Consider the following 17,344-nt stretch of genomic DNA (forward strand, 5'->3'; position numbering starts at 1 on the left):
GGGACTCGTGGGCTCGGAGAGGTGAATAAGAGACAGCCCGCCCGCCCGTGCCGTTCGGCGGGCGGGGGCGGCCGCCCGCCATCCGGCCCGCCCGCCATCCGGCCCGCCCGCCATCCGGCCCGCCCGCCATCCGGCCCGCCCGCCATCCGGCCCGCCCGCCCTCCGGCCCGCCCGCCTGCCTGCGGCGGGGTGTGCGGGGACCCTCCACCTTGTCCGCCGTCTCTTCGAGGAGGCTTTGTGTCGCTGTCGCGTGCCCGCGGATGGTTCGCCGCCTGCGCGTTGTTCGCTTCCGGCGCGGGCGTCGCGCTGACGGCGCTGGCGTTCGGCGGTGCCGGGGCCGCTCCGACGGCTGCTGCTCCGACGGCCGCCGCGCCGTCGGCGGCCTCCGACGCCCCGACAGGCGGGGCCCCGGCCGCCCCGGCGCCGTCCGTGGGCGGGCCCGCGGCGGCGTCACCGAAGCCGCCGAACGCCGCCGACCTGACGTTCGCCCTGGCGATGGTCCCGCACCACGCGCAAGCGGTCGAGATGAGCCGCATCCTGCTCGCCAAGCAGGGCACGCAGCACCTCGTCACCGCGCTCGCCGAGCGCATCCGCACCGACCAGGACCGCGAAGTCATCGACATGAACACCTGGTTGACCGCCTGGAACCAGGACCCGGTGCCGGTGGACGCGAAGTCCGTCGCCGACCACACCGCCCACCACGGCGGTACCGGCGGCATGCTGACCACCGCGCAACTGGCGGCCTTCGAGGCCGCCGACGGCCCGACCGCCTCGCGCATGTTCCTCGACCTGATGATCGAGCACCACCTCGGCGCGGTCGCCATGGCCCGGACCGAAGCCGCGGACGGCGCCAACGTGTTCACCCGCAACCTGGCCCGCCACATCGTCGCCGAACAACAGTCCGAGATCGTGCAGATGCGGACGTTGTACGACTACGTGTGACCCGCACCGGCACCTGCCGCGGCGGAACGGGCCGCTGCCTGTGCCGACTGCATCGAAGTGTCTACCGCCGGTTCCTCAGCGGGCAGGACGCGGTCACCCCAGGGCGGACCTAGCGTTTTCCGGGTCGGAAACACTCACGATTCGGATGGGAGCGCGTGCATGAGGGACGTCGTCGGTGGTGTCGGTCTGTCGGGCGTCGGGGTGCTGCTCAAGCTCTACGGCGGCCGGGTCGATCTCCCGGCCGTCTCGCTCGACAAGCTGGGCGTCGTGCTCATCGTCATCGGCGCCCTCGAAGCGGCATACGGGGTGTTCCGTATGACCCGGGGCGCGGGCCGCGGCAGCCCGGCGAAGCGCCGCTAGCGGCGAGCCGGTGGCCTCCGCTGCGGTGCGGACTGGTCAGGGTTCGAGCGCCAAGCCCTGGACATGGCGCTCGGCCCAGGGTTTCACCGCCAGGTTGTGAATCTGGCCTTTGTCCGCCAACTTGCCCACTGCCTTGTCCGCGTGGGCGACCATCGCGGCAAGGTCGGCAGGCCGCGGCAGTCCTCTTTGCGGTCCGGGCGAGGCACGCGTCGCCGGAGTAGGGCGGCTGGGCCGGGTGAAGACCGGGGCGAGCCCGCGGGCCGCGGCGGGGAACTCGGGGAGAGCAGGCTGCGACTCCGAGCGCGGCTCCACCGTCGGGCGCAGACTCGCCTGGTATTCCCGGTGCTTGCTTGAGGCCTTCGACTCGCCGGCACCGACGTGTATCTGCTCGCCGGTGAAGACGAAGGCGCGCGGCTGGGCGAGGTATTCGTCCAGGATATCCCGGACCTTCTCCGGCCCGGCGAGGGGCAACTCGGGAATATAGCGGCGGGATTCGGTGATCGCCCGATTCAGAAGCTTCGCCGCCTGTGTCAGGTCCTGGTCCCAACTGCTGCTCCCGTGCGCCGGCTTCGGTTCCCCATGTGACGCAGGGTCGACGAACGAACGTGCGCGCAGTTGGCGGACGAGGTAGGTGGACCAGTTCACCATGGTCCCGGTCGCCACGAGCGGCGCGAAGGCTCTGAACCAGGCCTGCTCCGTCCTGCTGCGCGCGTCCAGAATCCGGGCGCTCATCTCCGGGTAGCGCGTGCCGATGCGGTCGTTGAGCAGGAAGGTGGTCATGTCGTACACGGACGATCCCGGCGCGGCCCACTCCTCGTCGATGACGAGGAGTCCGCCGTCGGGTTTGAGGCCCACCTGTCCGGGGTGAAAGTCCTTGTGCTGCAAGCCGAACGGCGTGTGTCTGCGGGGCAGCCGACGGTTCTGTACGCGCTGCAGCACCTCGTCGGTCAGGCCGAGGGCGGGCAACAACCTCGGAACCCGGGGCTCGTAGAAGTCGACGACGAACCTGAGCCTCCGGGACACCGCCGCGAATTGCTCGGCGACGTCCGAGGGTTGAATGCCGAGCATGGGCCCGCGCCAAGGGTTGGCATCCCGTTCCTCCCAGATGCGGGGGAGTTGCTCCGAGACCGCGGCAACCCACTGCTCGGAGGTCTCGAAGTAGACGTCGTCGCGGTCGACGACCTCCGGGAATTCGGCGGGGACGAAGTCCCGGATATAGAACTGGTTGTCCGGCGCCTGGAAGCGCACTCTCGTCGACCAGGACGCTCCTTGCGCGCCGAAATGACGGAACACATCGACCTGGTCCAGGCACCGCGGCTCCGGCGGACACTTGGGATGCGGATAGGCGTCCCTGTCGAGATGGAACGCGTCGAGAGGAGCCGGGAATTGCAGGAGCAGTTCCTCGCCGTCGACGGTCACGAGCCAGTTCTCGTTCCGGCGGCCGCCGGGGAGTCGGCGCGCGCGTGGCAGGGTCGGGTCCAAGCCGGGGTCCGGCGGCGACGAGGTGTGCTCGCTTTTGGTCTTCGGCTCGCGCCGTCGCTCGGCCTCTGCCTCGGCATCCTTCACGACGCGCCATCGCTGGGCCAGTGCCTCGGCGACCTGGGCGTCCGTCAGGTCATCGAAACCCATCCGCCCTCCCCGGCCCGCAGGCGTCGACATCGGCGGGAGTCCCCGATCTTCCCTCCCGCAGCGTGGCATCCGCCAGGTTTCGCAGCAAGTTCGCGCCGACGGCGCTGCGTTCGGCGGACTTCGGGGTGACGATGTCCGAAACCCGCCGGATCCGCGGCTCGTGCGCGCTTAGCCTCGCGGGCATGTCACCACGCAGCCGCGAGATCGTTCAGGACGCCTGGAGGGCGTTCGCCAGTCACGACGCGGAACGGATCTCCGCCGTCTTCACCGAGGACGCCGAGTGGCTGGCACCGCCAAGGAACGCGACAGCGGTCGCGCTGAACGGCCCCAGCCACATGATCGGCAGGGAAGCGATCGCCCACTTCCTCGCCGAGGACTTCCCGCGCTTGTTCGTCCGGGACGTCACCGTCACCTTCCACGCCTTCCACGCCGACGGCGAGCGCGTCATCGTCGAGGAGACCATGACCGCAACGCTCGCCAACGGCAACCGCTACACGAACGACTACTGCCTCGTCTTCGAACTGCGCGACGGGCTGATCCACCGCGTCCGCGAGTACATGGACACCGCGCGCGGACACCGGATGATCTTCGGCGAGGAGGAGTAGCCGGGCATTGCCGTGCGAAGAGGGCGACCGTCACGCGTCGGCCGACGTTCGTTGATTCCGTTCGCCTCGGAATTGCCGCGATCGGCGCTAGTGCACCGACGGGGAAGAGGCCGGACTAACGCAGGTTTCCGAGCTGCGAACGCTCGTCGCGTTCCCGGTCACCGCGGCGCTTGGCGCGGTCGTGGTCGCCGCCGGAGAGCTGCCCGTCGGGACTGCGGAAGATGGCGGCGCGCCGGCCCGAGGTGCCGCGCGGGTCGAGGAGCGTACGCCGTGTCCCCAGGTAGTGCACCTCGGGATCGTGCACTTCGCGCCCTTCGCGGCTCTTGAAGACACGCCGGTCGGCTTCCCCGCCGTAGATCGTTTCGTCCACAATCTGCGCAGTGCGCCGCGCCGCGCCCTGCTCCGCGATCTCGGCCATGGTCTCCGCGGGCAGGGGGTCGCCACGTCCTTTCACCTGCGACAGCCCCGCCGCCGCGACCATGGCGGCGGGCGGTACCCGACCCCTGTCAGCCATTCGCGATGCTCCCTCCCCGGCGAGCCTCACGTTATCCGCCGCGAAGTCGCCTCGTCTCCGGCCGGCTTGCCTTGCCGCCCCAGCGTGCCACCCATCGCGTTCCCGGGACAGTGGCCCGGTGCGGCGCGAACGGCAAACCGTGCAGGAGACAGGAGCCCACGGGTGCGCCGCACGCGGCGCTTCGCCGACGTCACCGCGGTGTGGCCACGGCTTCCCGGCGGCGCCGATGTCTTTGAGCGGGCGGCGGATTTGACCCATGAAAACACGTGCGGATTGAACTATTTCCTGGGTCATCCGGGCTTCTAGATTTACTTCTGCAAGCCCGGCGGGGCGGCCGCGGAGCCGCCCTAAAGCACTTCTGACCTGGAGGAACATCGTCATGAACGCGAACCCGACCGCCGCTCCCGTCCTCGTCCGCGCCGAGCAGGCGGAGGTTCTGCAGGACGGTCCGACCAGCCTCATCACGCTGCTCGCCGACGCGGGTGCCACCGGCGGTGCGCTGACCGCGAACCGGGCGACGTTCGAGAAGGGCTCGCCGGGTGCCCCGGCGCACTTCCACACGAAGGCCACCGAGATGTTCTTCGTCCTCGACGGCACGATGCGGATCCTGGTCGACGACGAGGTACTGACCCTGGAGAAGGGCGACTTCCTCACCGTCCCGCCGACCGTGCCGCACGCCTTCGCGCCGGCCCCCGGCGCGACCGGCGACATGCTCGTCGTCTTCACCCCGGGCCTGCACCGGTTCGACTACTACCGGCTGCTGGAGCGCGTCAACCGCGGCGAGGCCACCGTGCAGGACATCAAGGACAGCTCGCAGACGTACGACAACCACTACTTCGCCAGCCCCGTGTGGCAGGCGTCCCTGGCCGAAGCCGCCGCGCACACCGCCGACTGAACCACGTACACCGCCGGCTGAACCGCGCACACCGCCGAGTGAACTGCGCGCATTACCGCCTGAACCGCGCCCCCGCAGCCACCCGCGCACCCACCCCGCCCCACCCCCCAGCCACGCACAGAGAGCCGGTCCCCCATGCCCGAGAACCTGCCCCAGGACGCCGCGGCCCCGCGCCGCCGCCTGGGACTCACCCTGGCCCTGCTGGCGTTCGCCCAGCTGATCATTTCGATCGACTACAACATCGTCTACGTGGCCCTGCCCGAGATCGGTTCCGGCCTCGGCTTCTCGGCGCAGAACCTGCAGTGGGTGATCAGCGCCTACGCCGTCGCCTTCGGCGGGTTCCTGCTGCTCGGCGGCCGGGCGAGCGACCTGTTCGGGCCGCGCCGGATGTTCGCCCTCGGGCTCGCGCTGTACGCCGGGTCCTCGCTGCTCGGCGGCCTCGCCACCGACCCCGGCACGCTGATCGCGGCCCGGGCGGTGCAGGGCGTCGGAGGCGCCTTCCTCTTCCCCGCGACCCTGACCCTGGTGTCCACGAGCTTCGCGGAAGGCCGGGAACGCAACCGGGCGTTCGCGGTGTGGGGGACCGCGGGCGGCAGCGGGATGATCCTCGGATCGCTGCTGGGCGGCGTGCTGACCGACGCGTTCGGCTGGGAATCGGTGTTCTTCGTCAACGTCCCGCTCGCCGGGCTGGCCGCGCTGCTGTCCTTCACACTGATCGCCCCCGACGCGCCGCGTACCGGCGACCGCCCCTCTTTCGACCTGGCAGGTGCGCTCACCTCGACCGTCGGCATCACCGCGCTGGTCTTCACCCTCGTCCAGGGCCCGGAGTCCGGCTGGACGTCCCCCGTGGTGCTCGGCGCCGCGATCGCCGGCATCGCCCTGCTCACCGCCTTCGTCGCCGTCGAACGGCGCAGCGCGCACCCGCTGCTGCCGCTGCGCCTGTTCCGCAACCGGAACCTGACCACCGGCTCCGCCATCACCTTCCTGTACATGGGCACCTTCGGCACGCTGCTGTACTTCCTCACCGTCTACTTCCAGGGCGTGCACGGCTACGGCCCGATGACCACCGGGCTCGCGTTCCTCGTCCCGATGGTCGCCATCGCCGCAGGGGCGCAGGCCGCCGGGCGGCTCGCCACCCGGTACGGCATCCGTCCGATCATGATCGCCGCCCTGGTCGTCGGCGGTGTCGGGGCGGTCGTGGTCGCGCTCAGCATGGCGACCGGTGCGTCCTACCTCGCACTGGTGCCCGGCCTGCTCGTCCTCGGTGTCGGCCAAGGTGCCGGGTACACCCTGATGTTCGGCGCCGCCGCGCTCGGCGTGCCGGCCGAGGACCAGGGCATCGCCTCCGGCGTCGCGTCCACCACCCAGCAGATCGGCGGCGCCGTCGGCCTGGCCCTCCTCGTCGCGGTCGCCAACTCCGGCCTCGACGGGCTGACGGGCGAGGCCCTCCGCTCGGCGACCACCGACGGCCTCCGCACCGCGGTCCTCCTCGCGGTCGGCGGCATCGCGCTCACCGCGCTGGTCGCGCTCGGCCTCCGCAAGCCGCCCACCCGCGAAATCACCGAGCAGACCGACTCCCCGACCAAGTCGACCGAGCCCGCGACCTAGTCCCCCTCCCGCCCGGTCGTGCACGTCTGACCCTCGCACCGACCCGCGTCCCCCTGAAGGCCCTTCCAGCTCCCTGGGAGGGCCTCACGCGCGCCCACGTGCGCCGATGCCCCGCCGGGCTTTCCCAGACCCCCGCCCACCGCGCCTCACCTCGACCGTCACAATGCCCCGACCGGCCGATCCCTCGCGCCGTCAGCACGCGGGTCACGCGCCCGGAACGGAGGACACGAACCATGACGACGGCAACGGATTCGAGCGCGGTGGCCGTGCACCCCGTGACGGGCCGCATCGGCGCGCTCGTGACGGGCGTCGCTCTCTCCGGCGACCTGCCGCCCGACATCGTCGCCGCCGTGCGCGCCGCGCTGCTGCGCCACAAGGTGATCTTCTTCCGCGGTCAGTACCACCTCGACGACGCGGCGCAGGTGGCGTTCACCGGTCTTCTCGGCGAGGCCGTCGCCCACCCGCTGGGGCACGAGGAGCAGTTGGTCCACCCCGTCACGAGCCGGCACGGCGGTCTCGCCGACCAGTGGCACACCGACCTGACCTTCCTGCCGGCGTTCCCCGCCGTCTCCGTCCTGCGCGCGGTCGTCCTCCCCGAGAGCGGCGGCGACACCGTGTGGGCGAACACCGCCGCCGCATACGAGGAACTCACGCCGGAACTCCGGGATCTGGCAGCCCGACTGCGAGCAGTCCACACGAACGCCTACGACTACGCCGCGCCCGGACGCGCCAACGAGTCCGAGGCCTCCGCGTGGTACCGCGAGATGGCAGAGGCCTTCCCGCTTGCAGCTGAGCACCCGGTCGTCGCGGTGCATCCCGAGACCGGGGAACGCACGCTGTTGCTGGGCGACTTCGCCCAGCGCCTGGCGGGGTATCCGCGGGCCCAGTCGGACGTGCTGATGCGGCTGTTCCAAGAGCACATCACGCGCCTTGAGAACACCGTGCGTTGGTCGTGGCGCCCCGGCGACGTGGCCGTTTGGGACAACCGCGCCACGCAGCACCGCGCGGTCGCGGACTTCGGCGACGCGCCCCGCGTCCTGCACCGCACCACCGTGCACGGCGGCACCGTGGTCGGCGTGGACGGAACGCCAAGCGTCGCGCGCACCATGGAATGACGCGGCTTTCGGCCGAAGCCGAGCCGAAGGGGCGGTCGAGCGAGACGACTTCCGCTCAGCAGACAACCGTTTCGGTGCCCCGCAGGTCTAACCCAGACATTCGTCGACCCTGGGAGACCAACCCGTGCGCTCAGCAAGGCTCGCCGCCGTCGTCATCGTCATCGCCGCGCTCCTCACCGCGTGCAGTAGCAGTGACGGCGGCGGCTCCGGCAAACCGGGTCTCACCGCCCGGCAACTCGCCGACCAGCTCAAGGCCGCCGGACTCCCGATCGGTGAGATCACCGTCTTCGACGAGGCGAGCGACCCGAACCACCAGCTCGGCCGCCCGGGCCAGTACTCGAGCAAGGCCGGGTGGGTCGACACCCGCGTCAAAGCCGAGGACGCGCAGGACACACCTGGCGACATCAGCCGCGGCGGCGGCATAGAGGTCTGGCCGAACAAGTCGAAGGCCGACACCCGCGCGAAGTACATCCAGACCGTCACCGAAGCCATGAGCATCCCGTCGCTCAAGGAGTACGACTACGTCAGCGGCGGCTATCTGCTGCGGCTGACGTTCACCCTGACTCCCGATGAGGCCAAGCAGTACGAGGCGGAGTTCAGGCGTATCACCGGTTGACGCCGCGACCCCCGCCCTGGGCGGGCGAGAGCGGCCCGGCGCGAGCGCTTCAGGTCCCGTGGCGCTTGGGGCGTTCGTGGAGGTTGCCGAAGCCGGGGAGCTCGTGCGCGGTGCGGCGGCGGCCGTCCCGCGGCATCTCGGCGGGCTCGACCGGCTCCACGACGTCCGGCGAATCGTCTCGCTCGTCGGGTGGCACGGGCCGCTCCGCGGCCGCGGTGTCGGGGGTGGCCCACGAGGTGCCTCGGGGTCGTCGGCTCATGGGCGGCGGGCGGCGCCGTCGTAGGGCTCCGTGCACGACCGGGATCACGAGGAACGCGGCGATCGCCACCGCGGCGACGACCACCAAGGCGATACCGGCCGCGTTCGGGCCGGCGTCGGCGAGGTTCGAGTAGCGCATAGTGCGCGGCTACCCCGGTTGCCGTCCCGCATGTGGCGAAGCGCCGCCCGGCTTCTCCGGGTCAGCTCCTCCCGCGCCCGCTGACCAGGTCGCGGGCCCGGTCCACGAGACCGACGCCCGGGGCGAGGAGCTTGTTGGCCGGGGGAGCGTCCGGGGCGGACGGGTGCGGCCGGGTCGGTGCCATGCGTTTGGCGCTGCGGACCTTGTCGCCGAGTTCGTCGAGCATGTCCGCGTCGCAGTATTGCGCCAAGGCCGGGAACAGGCGTTCCTCCTCGTCGGCGACGTGCGTGCGCACCTCGGAGGCGAGGCGGCGGCACAGTTCGGCGAACCGCGGTTCGTCCTCGGGGGTGCCCTCCAGTTCCTTGAGGAGTTTCTCGACGCCCGCGTGGTCGGCGAGTTCCTTGTCCGCGAGGGCATGGCCGCCCGCGACGTGCTCGCGCACCACGGGGTACAGGTACTGCTCCTCGGCCACCGAATGCCGGACGAGCTCGATCGTGATCCGGTCGGCCAGACCGCGGCGTTCGCCGGGATCCGCGAAGATCTCCAGGTCGCGGAACATCCGCTCCACCTCACGGTGGTCCGCGGTCAGTTCGGTGATCACATTGCCGCCGTGTCCAGGGGTGTCCATATCGGTACCGCTTTCACGAGAGTCGAAAGAGGGCTGCCCCGGCGGCTTCCCCGGACGCGCGATGTGACACACGGCGCCCGGGGCCACGCCGCCGCAGCAGTTGTGCGGCAGCCGGCGGCCTGCACTTCGCTTCGGAAGCCCTTCAGTAGGGTGATGTATGGCCGTACACGTGACTGTGTGGGATGACCGCTATCGGGCCGGAGGAGGCCAGGGCCGGCCAACGGCGCGGGCCCCGGAGGCCGCTGCCGCGCCCGCCCTCTTCGTCCACAGCATCTTCACCTGGGGCAGCGACCCCGCGTACGGGTTCGCCGGGCAGCGCCCCCTCGCGGACGGCAGACCGCTCCTCCTGATGGACCGCCGGGGTTACGGCGACAGCCCGGACACCGTGCGGAGCGACTTCGACGTCGACGCCGAGGACATCGTGGCGGTCCTCCGCGGCGCCTCCGCCGACGGATCCGGCGGCGCCCACCTCGTCGGGCACGGGAACGGCGCCGTCGCCGCGCTCGTCGCCGCTTCGCGCCGGCCCGACCTGGTCCGCTCCCTGGCCCTCGTCCAGCCGTCCGCTTTCACCGCCGCCGCGGACCATCCCGTGGTCGCCGACCTCCTCGACCGGGTGCGCGGCACCGACCCGGGCATCCCGGACGGTGTCACCGCGGAGCAGTATCTGCGCGCGTCCACCGGGGGGTTGGGGATGGCCATGCCCGAGCCCACCCCGCGTCGGCTGCGTGCCGTCGCCACGTCCATGCGCGAGCGGCCGATCTGGGATGCGGAGATCCCGCTGGAGCCGATTCGCGGTGCGGGTCTGCCGGTTCTGGTGATCTGCGGGACCTGGGAGAGCGCGCCGGCCGCTTACCGCGAGCACGTGGGGGTCCCGCTCATGGCGGTGGCCGAATCTCTCGCGGACGCCCTTGCGGGCCGGCTCCTGTGGGTGCCCGGGTACTACCCGCACACCCAGGAGCCCGCCGCCGTCAACGCCGCCCTGCGGGAGTTCTGGAATTGACCTGGAACTGACTCCGCCGGGCCCGACGCCTGCGGCCGTCAGCCCTCGCGCGGCGGGTTCTCCGGCGGACGCCAGGACGGGGTCGCCCCGTCCGCCTCGGGCTCGTCGCCGGGTGGGAACAGCGCGGGCGGAGGCGTGAAGACGACGTTGTCGGCGAAGGTCGGCGGAACCGTCGGACGCGCCCCGGCAGCGACGTCGCCGGCCTCGGGCGGCGCGCCCGGGCTGGCCGACGGCGGGGCGGCCGACGGTGCGGCGTGCTCCGGCGCGCTCGGCGGAACGGCACTCACCGACCACACCGAATCCAGGGCGTTGTGGTCCGGTGCAGCCGGGTGGGGGAGCGGACCGGAGTGCGGGTCGAGCGGCGGTATGGACGGCGCGGGCGAAACGGCCGGCGCCGGCACGTACCGGGGCGGAACGGCCTGCGTCGGCACGTACCGCGCGGGCGGCACCGCCGGCGCCGGTGCCGTGGAAAGCCCGCCTCCGCCGGGCACCGCCGCGTCCCGGCGCCGTCGCCGTACATGCATGCCGAAGGCGCCCGCCGACACGAGCGCCGCGGTCGCCGCCGTCGCGATCAACGCGGTGTCCGGCCCGGTGTCCAACCCCCTGCCGTCCTTGGCGGAGACGGCGTCCAGCATGACCGAAACGTCACCGTCCGCACCGCCGAGTTGGAACGTCAGCGCCGCCCCGTCGATCTTCCGGCCCGCGGTGAAGGGGAGTTCGAACGTGCGCTTGTCCTTCTCCAACTGGACCTGCTTGTCGAACGCGATGGCGTACGGGGCCTGTTCCTGCTGCACGGTGACGCGGATCGTCACCGGTTTGTCGGACCGTGCCGTGAACTTCAGGACGTACTCTTCGCCCTGCGCGAGCGGGAACCCGGTCTGCCCGACCATGTAGTCCCACGAATTCGACGACCCGCCGGGCACCTGCACCCGCAGCACCTTGCCGCCGCCCATCGCGGGGTCGGCCACCGTCGCCGTGGCGGCCGCGCCCGAGGTCCACCAGTCCGCGGCGCCGTCCTCGAACCCGCCGTTGTGGATCAGCTCCGGGCGCCCGCCGTCGCCGCCCCCGAGCGCCGCCTCCGCGGCAAAGCCGCCGGCGGCCAGCACGGCGGCCGCACCGCCCACGATCACCGCACGCGGTGCACGCAAACCTGCCGTCCCTTGCCCACGGCCCTCGGGCCTCCCGTTCCGAACCGGACTGTCGGAAGGTTAGTACCAACGCCGCCCGGCGACGAAGGCGACCACGACGACAGCGTCAACCGTTCAGCGCTCTTCGGCGCGCCGCGCCCCGTCCCCCTCCGCGCCCCGCCGCGACAGTCCGAGTGAGCGCACCCAGATCTTGTTGAGCGTGTCGATCAGCGTCTCCGCGTCGTACTCGACGCCTTCGTACGACCACGCCATGACCACGCGCTCGACCATCAGCGACAGAGCGTGCGCCGTGTGCCGTGGGTCCAGGTCGGCGTACGCCAGTCCGGCCGCCTGCCAGACGGCGATCGCCCGCGTGACCCGGCTCTGGAAGTGGTCCGCGACCTCGCTCCACTGGGCCTTGAGCCGCTCGTCCTCGTCGCGCGCCTGGTAGACGGCTTGCAGGACGCGGGCGTTGCGCCGGAACGCCTCGATGTAGATCCGGTTGACTTCCTCGATGCGGCGGACCGGGTCCTGCTGGGCGCTGACGTGGTCGGCGGCGATCGCGGTCAGCTCCGCCGTGACGTCCTTCATCACTTCGTGCAGCAGGTCGTGCTTGGACCGGTAGTAGTTGTAGAGCGTCCCCGACCCGACCTTCGCCTCGGTGCTGATGTCGGAGAGCCGGGCGGTGTGGAAGCCGTCCCGTTCGAAGACCACGCGGGCGGCGTCGCGCAGCCGTTGGGGGGTGGTCTCGCGGCGCCGGTCGGTGCGGGTGCGGCCGGAATTCGCCGCCCCGGTCTCGGCGACGGGCTTGGGCACGGGCACCTCGTCTCGGGCAGTGCGGTGGCGGGCGATCTTAGCAGTGCGGCCTCCGAACCCCGGTCGTGAACGTCGCCGCATGATCCATAGTAGAGGTTGACGTCAATCTCAGTTTTTCGGTACCTTCGGCCCCTACCACGCGGCTCACGCCCCGTACCTCGGCCGGGCCCGCGGCTTGTTCACCTTCCGGCGACCGCATCCGAGAAGTGAGAAGTGGGGCATCGATGAGGCTGATGAGGCTGGGCAACGGCGGAAGACCGGCACGGTCCCGGATCCTGGCGAGCGCCGCGGCGGCACTGCTGCTGGCGGCCACCGCGGCCTGTTCCGACGGGGGCGGGGGCGGCTCCGCCCCCAAGGCGCCGACGCTCGCCGGCACGCCGATCAAGGTCGGCCTGTTCAACCCCGACACCGGCGCGACGGCGCTGCTCGGCGTCAAAGCCGGGACGGACGCCGGCGTGCGCTACGTCGCGTCAGAGCTGGGCGGCATCGGCGGCCACCCGATCGAGGTGGACAGCTGCTCGGTCGACGGGACGCCGGAGAAGACCATCGCCTGCGCGAACAAGTTCGTCCAGGACCGCGTCGTCGCCGCCTTCGACGGGTTCAACTACAGCTCGAGCGCGGGCATCGACATCCTCCAGGCCGCCGGGATCCCCTTGGTCGGCCAGATCCCCTTCGACCAGGCCACCGGGAGCACCGGCGCCGGCCGCGTCTTCTTCGCCGCACCGCAGGCTTCGTTCCTCGTCGGCGCCCTGCAGGGCTTCAAAGCCGAGGGCAAGGCGTCGGCGACCCTGACCCTGGTGGACACCCCGGCCGCGCACAAGACCGTGGACACCGAACTCAAGCCGCTGTCCCAGCTGCTCGGGATCCAGGCCACCGGCCTCTACTTCTCCGCCACGAACCCGAACTTCAGCGCGGTGGCCTCCACCATCGCCTCGACCAAGCCCGACGTCGCCGGACTGATCGCCTCGCCGAGCGAGTCCGTGTGCACCCAACTGGTCAAGAACCTGCGGTCGGTCGGGTACCAGGGCGACATCTTCGTCGCCGCGTGCACGTCGTTCATCAAGGCCGACCCGGCGGCGGCCGTCGGGGCGGCGTTGTACTCCTCCGTGTGGCTGCCGGGCTCCGAGCAGTACGCCCCGCCCGGGGTCGCCGACCAACTCCGCACGGCCGGCAAGTACCTGAACGACGCCGGCGGCCCCGCCGACTACTACGGCTACGGCCAGTTCGCCACCGTCGTGGACTTCGCCAAGGGCCTGTCCGCCGCCCCCTCGCTCGACAACCTCACCGGCGCGACCGTGCTGTCCACGCTCCAGGCGACAAAGGGCGCCCCGAGCTTCCTCGGACCCGACATCACCTGCGGCAAGGCCACGACCCCGAACTGCACGACCCAGATGCTGCTGTTCACCGTGCAGAAGGACCTCACCCTCAAGCCGGTCACCGGCACCTGGATCACCCCGGCCCCGGCGATCATGGCCACCATCCCCGGCGCGAGCTGAACCGATGGGAGACCTGCTGCAGTTCGCCGTCATCGGGTTCTCCACCGGAGCCGTCTACGCGGTCCTCGGCACGTCGCTCGTCGGCCTCTACGCCGCCACCGGCGTCCTCAACTTCGCGCAGGGCTCGGTGGCGCTGTGGGCGGTCTGGCAGACCGCCGCGCTCCGCACCAACGGCACGCTGGTGCTCCCCGTGGGCAGCCTCCACCTGGGCACGGGACCGATGGACACCTGGCCCGCCGTCCTGATCGGCGCGGCAAGCGGCCTGGTGTGGAGCCTGCTGGCGCACGCCTTGGTGTTCCGCCCGCTGCGCCGCGCCCCGGCCGTCGGCCAAGTCGTCGCGTCCGTCGGGGCGATGCTGTTCCTCCAAGCCCTGGTCACCCTGCGGTTCGACCGCGCGACGCTCGGCGTGGACCCCGGCGGCCTCATCCCCCTGCCCGCCTTGACCGCCAAGACCTACTCGTGGGGCGGCGCCACGATCGCCGCAGGCAACCTGATCCTGGCCGGCGCGGCGATCGCGGTGGCGCTCGCCCTGGCGGCCTACTTCCGGTTCACCCGGCTCGGCATCGCCACCCGCGCCGGGGCCGAGGACGAACAGGCGCTGCGCCTCATGGGGTACTCGCCCGACCGGCTTGCCGCCCTGGTCTGGGGCGCGACGGGGTTCGCCTCCGGCCTGATCGTCGTCCTCGCGGCACCGGCGATCGGCGGCCTGGACCCGACGAGCTACATGCTCTACGTGGTCCCGGCCCTCGCCGTCGCGCTCGTCGGCCGCCTGACCTCGATCGGCATCGCCTGCGCGGCCGGTCTCGCCCTCGGATCGCTGCAGCAGATCGTGCTGTTCTCGACGACCAAGAGCTGGTGGCCCTCGTGGGCCCAGGCCGGAGTCGGCGACGCGATCCCGTTCCTCGTCATCGTCGTCGCGCTCTTCCTCGTCGGCCCCCGCATCCCGGAACGCGGCGCCCGCGACGCCGGGACGCCGACGCCGGTGCGGATGCCGCGGGCCGGCCTGCCGGCGACCGCGGCACTGGTGGCGGCGGCCGGGGTCGCCATCGCCACCACCTCCGGACAGTGGCGGTTCAGCCTGGTCATGTCCGTGATCTTCACGCTCGTTTCCGCGTCGGTCGTGCTGCTCACCGGCTACCTGGGGCAGATCTCGCTGACCACGATGGCGTTCGCCGGGGCCGCCGGGTTCGCGCTGTCGAAGCTGACCACGAACGCGCACGTCCCGTTCCCGCTGTCGATCGCCGCGTCGGCGCTGATCGCGACAGCCCTCGGCATCGCGGTCGGCGTTCCGGCGCTGCGCATCCGCGGGGCCCAGCTCGCCGTGGCCACGATCGCCGCCGCGCTCGCGATCGAGAGCTTCGTCTTCGACAACCCGGCGCTGACGCCGTACTCCGGGAACCTGATCCGCGACCCGTCGCTGTTCGGCTACTCCCTGGCCCAGCGCCGCGGCGCGGACGTGATGACGCTCAGGTTCTCCTTCATGGTGCTCGTTGTTGTCGCGCTGCTCATGTACGCCACGGCGCGACTGCTGTCCGGGACCACGGGCCGGGCGTTCCTCGCCGTGCGGTCGAACGAACGCGCCGCCGCCGCGGCCGGCGTGAACGTCCCGGCGGTCAAGCTGCTGGGATTCGCGCTCGCCTCGTTCCTGGCCGGCGTCGGCGGCTGCCTGATCGGGTACAGCCGGGGACAGCTGTCGGCCGCCTCCTTCAGCGTGCTCGTCGGGTTGGCCGTGCTGGCCGCGACATACGTCGGCGGCATCACGCGCCTGTCGGGCGCGGTCGTCGCCGGTCTCGCCGCGCCGCTGGGGGTCCTGTACCTGCTGCTGACCCAGACGTTCGATCTGGGCAAGTACTACACGCTCGTGGTGGCCGCCGCGATGGTGGTGCGGGTGGTCGTGTTCGGGCCGCACCGCCGGCCGTGGGCGGACCGCTTCCGCGTCCGCTTCACCCGGCCGGTCCCGGCCCTCCGAACGTCCGCGCAGGCGCCGCCCGGCGCCGCCGAAGCAACGGAGACCGCCCATGCCCGGTAAGCCGCCGACGCCCGCCACCGAGCCCACGCCCGCCACCGAGCCCACGCCCGCCACCGAGCCCACGCCCGCCGCCGAACCGACGCCCGCCGCGCCGGCCCCGCTGCTGGCCGCCCGGGACGTGTCCGTCCACTACGGCGGCGTCCTCGCCAACGACCGGATCCGCCTCGACGTCGGCCCCGCCGAGATCGTCGGCCTCATCGGGCCCAACGGCGCGGGCAAGACCACCTTCGTCGACGCCGTCACCGGTTTCGCGCCGTACACCGGCAGCGTCGCACTCGGCGGCGTCCGGCTCGACGGCCTTCCCGCCCACCGGCGCCGCCGCCTGGGGCTCGCCCGCACCTGGCAGTCCGGCGAGCTGTTCACGGGCCTCACCCTGGCCGAGAACCTCGCCGTCTCGGTGGAACGCGCCGGGTTGCGCGGGATGGCCGCCGACCTCGGCCGGCGCCGCCGCCGCCGGACCGACGCGGCCGTCCGGCAGGCCCTCGCCCTGGTGGGGTTGGACGCGGCCGCCGACCGGAGGCCCGAGGAACTCCCGCTCGGCCTGCAGAAGTTGGCCGGGGTGGCCCGGGCCCTGGCGGGCGACACGCGCGTCCTGCTCCTCGACGAGCCCGCCGCCGGACTGGACACCGGGGAGAGCGCCGAATTCGGCCGCGAGCTGCGCCGCATCGCGGACTCCGGGCCCGGCGTGCTGCTGATCGACCACGACATGACCCTCGTCCTCGACGTCTGCGACCGGGTCCACGTCCTGGACTTCGGCCGGATCATCGCCGCCGGCACCCCGCGCGAAGTCAGTGCCGACACAGGCGTGGTGGCCGCCTACCTCGGAAGCCCGGCGACCCCGTGACGGCCGCGACGACCACCACCGCCACGGCGCTCCCGGATGCGCTGGAGATCCGCGGACTGACCGCCGGCTACCGGGGCGTCCCCGCGGTCCGCGACCTCGCGCTGCGGGTGCCGCGCGGCGGGATCCTCGCGCTCCTCGGCCCCAACGGCGCGGGAAAGACCACCACCTTGCGCGCGACCGCCGGCCTGCTGCCCGTCCTCGGCGGGACGGTGCGCGTGCTCGGCTCCCCGGTCACCGGCCGCGTCGCCCGCGCCACCCGGTCGGGGCTGTGCCTGATCCCGGACAACCGCGGGGTCTTCCACCGGCTGACCGTCGCGGAGAACCTCCGCCTCTCCCGGAGCCCCGACGGCTTCGGACCCGCCCTCGACCGCTTTCCGCAGCTCCGCGGACTCCTGGACCGCCGCTGCGGCGCCCTGTCGGGCGGCGAACAGCAGCTCCTCGCGATCGCCAAGACCCTGCTGCTGCGCCCGCGCGTGCTGCTGATCGACGAAATGAGCACGGGCCTGTCGCCGGTCGCCGTGCAACAGACACTGCCGATCCTGCGCCGCCTCGCCGACACCGAAGGGACGGCGATCGTGCTGGTCGAGCAGCACATCGACCAAGCACTCGCGGTCGCCGACGAAGCCGTCGTCCTCCACCACGGGCGAGTCGTCCTCGCGGGCCGCGCGGTCGACCTCCGCACCGACCGCGACCGCATCCAGCGCGCCTACTTCGGAGGCTGAG

19 protein-coding genes are annotated in these 17,344 nt (G+C 72.1%); 13 read left to right on the forward strand and 6 right to left on the reverse strand.

Annotated features, from left to right (window positions below; translation table 11 throughout):
* Positions 1–237 precede the first annotated feature (237 nt).
* Together ACPA54_RS35215 and ACPA54_RS35220 are read left to right on the forward strand one after the other, a co-directional pair.
* Positions 238–942, forward strand: a complete 705-nt coding sequence (locus tag ACPA54_RS35215) for a DUF305 domain-containing protein (protein ID WP_423536047.1) — start codon at positions 238–240, stop codon at positions 940–942.
* Positions 943–1,101: 159 nt separating this feature from the next.
* Positions 1,102–1,302 carry a DUF5708 family protein gene (locus ACPA54_RS35220; protein WP_423536048.1) on the forward strand — a complete coding sequence of 67 codons (201 nt, stop codon included), beginning with the start codon at positions 1,102–1,104 and terminating at the stop codon, positions 1,300–1,302.
* Between the two features lie 36 nt (positions 1,303–1,338).
* Here the strand turns inward: ACPA54_RS35220 and ACPA54_RS35225 are convergent, their stop codons facing one another.
* Entirely contained in the window at positions 1,339–2,961 is a 1,623-nt protein-coding gene (locus ACPA54_RS35225) for a phosphotransferase (protein ID WP_423536050.1), read from the reverse strand.
* Between the two features lie 152 nt (positions 2,962–3,113).
* Between ACPA54_RS35225 and ACPA54_RS35230 the strand changes: the two genes are divergently transcribed.
* A complete protein-coding gene (locus ACPA54_RS35230) occupies positions 3,114–3,536 on the forward strand; it encodes a nuclear transport factor 2 family protein (RefSeq protein WP_423536054.1) in 423 nt (140 codons plus the stop codon).
* 115 nt (positions 3,537–3,651) lie between these two features.
* On the opposite strand, the gene ACPA54_RS35235 is transcribed toward ACPA54_RS35230, so the two are convergent.
* On the reverse strand, positions 3,652–4,050 hold the full coding sequence (locus tag ACPA54_RS35235) for a hypothetical protein (RefSeq protein WP_423536055.1): 399 nt from the start codon (positions 4,048–4,050) through the stop codon (positions 3,652–3,654).
* A gap of 162 nt (positions 4,051–4,212) precedes the next feature.
* On the opposite strand from ACPA54_RS35235, the gene ACPA54_RS35240 reads away from it, so the two are divergent.
* From ACPA54_RS35240 to ACPA54_RS35260, 5 genes are all read left to right on the forward strand, one after another.
* Positions 4,213–4,356, forward strand: a complete 144-nt coding sequence (locus ACPA54_RS35240; RefSeq protein ID WP_423536057.1) for a hypothetical protein — start codon at positions 4,213–4,215, stop codon at positions 4,354–4,356.
* A gap of 73 nt (positions 4,357–4,429) precedes the next feature.
* A complete protein-coding gene (locus tag ACPA54_RS35245; protein WP_423536059.1) occupies positions 4,430–4,945 on the forward strand; it encodes a cupin domain-containing protein in 516 nt (171 codons plus the stop codon).
* Positions 4,946–5,080: 135 nt separating this feature from the next.
* The gene (locus ACPA54_RS35250; RefSeq protein ID WP_423536061.1) at positions 5,081–6,553 is read left to right on the forward strand and encodes an MFS transporter; all 1,473 of its coding nucleotides are present in this window, start codon (positions 5,081–5,083) and stop codon (positions 6,551–6,553) included.
* 233 nt (positions 6,554–6,786) lie between these two features.
* On the forward strand, positions 6,787–7,668 hold the full coding sequence (locus ACPA54_RS35255) for a TauD/TfdA dioxygenase family protein (RefSeq protein ID WP_423536063.1): 882 nt from the start codon (positions 6,787–6,789) through the stop codon (positions 7,666–7,668).
* Positions 7,669–7,792: 124 nt separating this feature from the next.
* Positions 7,793–8,284, forward strand: coding sequence for a hypothetical protein (locus ACPA54_RS35260; protein ID WP_423536064.1), 492 nt, complete (start codon positions 7,793–7,795; stop codon positions 8,282–8,284).
* Between the two features lie 49 nt (positions 8,285–8,333).
* Here the strand turns inward: ACPA54_RS35260 and ACPA54_RS35265 are convergent, their stop codons facing one another.
* Both ACPA54_RS35265 and ACPA54_RS35270 read right to left on the reverse strand, forming a co-directional pair.
* Positions 8,334–8,681: a DUF6479 family protein gene (locus ACPA54_RS35265; protein WP_423536066.1), complete on the reverse strand. Its 348-nt coding sequence runs from the start codon at positions 8,679–8,681 to the stop codon at positions 8,334–8,336.
* A gap of 61 nt (positions 8,682–8,742) precedes the next feature.
* Positions 8,743–9,309 (reverse strand): hemerythrin domain-containing protein, encoded by a 567-nt coding sequence (locus ACPA54_RS35270; protein ID WP_423536068.1) that lies wholly within the window; start codon positions 9,307–9,309, stop codon positions 8,743–8,745.
* 157 nt (positions 9,310–9,466) lie between these two features.
* Here ACPA54_RS35270 and ACPA54_RS35275 point away from each other — a divergent pair, with 157 nt between their 5' ends.
* On the forward strand, positions 9,467–10,309 hold the full coding sequence (locus ACPA54_RS35275) for an alpha/beta fold hydrolase (protein ID WP_423536070.1): 843 nt from the start codon (positions 9,467–9,469) through the stop codon (positions 10,307–10,309).
* Between the two features lie 38 nt (positions 10,310–10,347).
* Here the strand turns inward: ACPA54_RS35275 and ACPA54_RS35280 are convergent, their stop codons facing one another.
* Both ACPA54_RS35280 and ACPA54_RS35285 read right to left on the reverse strand, forming a co-directional pair.
* Positions 10,348–11,457, reverse strand: a complete 1,110-nt coding sequence (locus ACPA54_RS35280; protein WP_423536071.1) for a carbohydrate binding domain-containing protein — start codon at positions 11,455–11,457, stop codon at positions 10,348–10,350.
* Between the two features lie 114 nt (positions 11,458–11,571).
* Complete coding sequence (locus ACPA54_RS35285) at positions 11,572–12,252, reverse strand: TetR/AcrR family transcriptional regulator (RefSeq protein ID WP_423536073.1); 681 nt, start codon at positions 12,250–12,252, stop codon at positions 11,572–11,574.
* 224 nt (positions 12,253–12,476) lie between these two features.
* Here ACPA54_RS35285 and ACPA54_RS35290 point away from each other — a divergent pair, with 224 nt between their 5' ends.
* From ACPA54_RS35290 to ACPA54_RS35305, 4 genes are read left to right on the forward strand one after another with little or no spacing between them, the layout of a single operon-like run.
* A complete protein-coding gene (locus ACPA54_RS35290; protein ID WP_423536075.1) occupies positions 12,477–13,748 on the forward strand; it encodes an ABC transporter substrate-binding protein in 1,272 nt (423 codons plus the stop codon).
* A 4-nt stretch (positions 13,749–13,752) separates the two neighbouring features.
* Entirely contained in the window at positions 13,753–15,777 is a 2,025-nt protein-coding gene (locus ACPA54_RS35295) for an ABC transporter permease (protein WP_423536076.1), read from the forward strand.
* Positions 15,767–16,621, forward strand: coding sequence for an ABC transporter ATP-binding protein (locus ACPA54_RS35300; protein WP_423536078.1), 855 nt, complete (start codon positions 15,767–15,769; stop codon positions 16,619–16,621). Before ACPA54_RS35295 ends, ACPA54_RS35300 begins: the two co-directional genes overlap by 11 nt.
* Positions 16,618–17,343 (forward strand): ABC transporter ATP-binding protein, encoded by a 726-nt coding sequence (locus ACPA54_RS35305; protein ID WP_423536080.1) that lies wholly within the window; start codon positions 16,618–16,620, stop codon positions 17,341–17,343. The genes ACPA54_RS35300 and ACPA54_RS35305 overlap by 4 nt, the downstream gene beginning before the upstream one ends.
* Position 17,344: the final 1 nt, after the last annotated feature.

The sequence above is a fragment of the Uniformispora flossi genome (assembly GCF_049534875.1).
Lineage (GTDB): Bacteria > Actinomycetota > Actinomycetes > Streptomycetales > Streptomycetaceae > Yinghuangia > Yinghuangia aomiensis.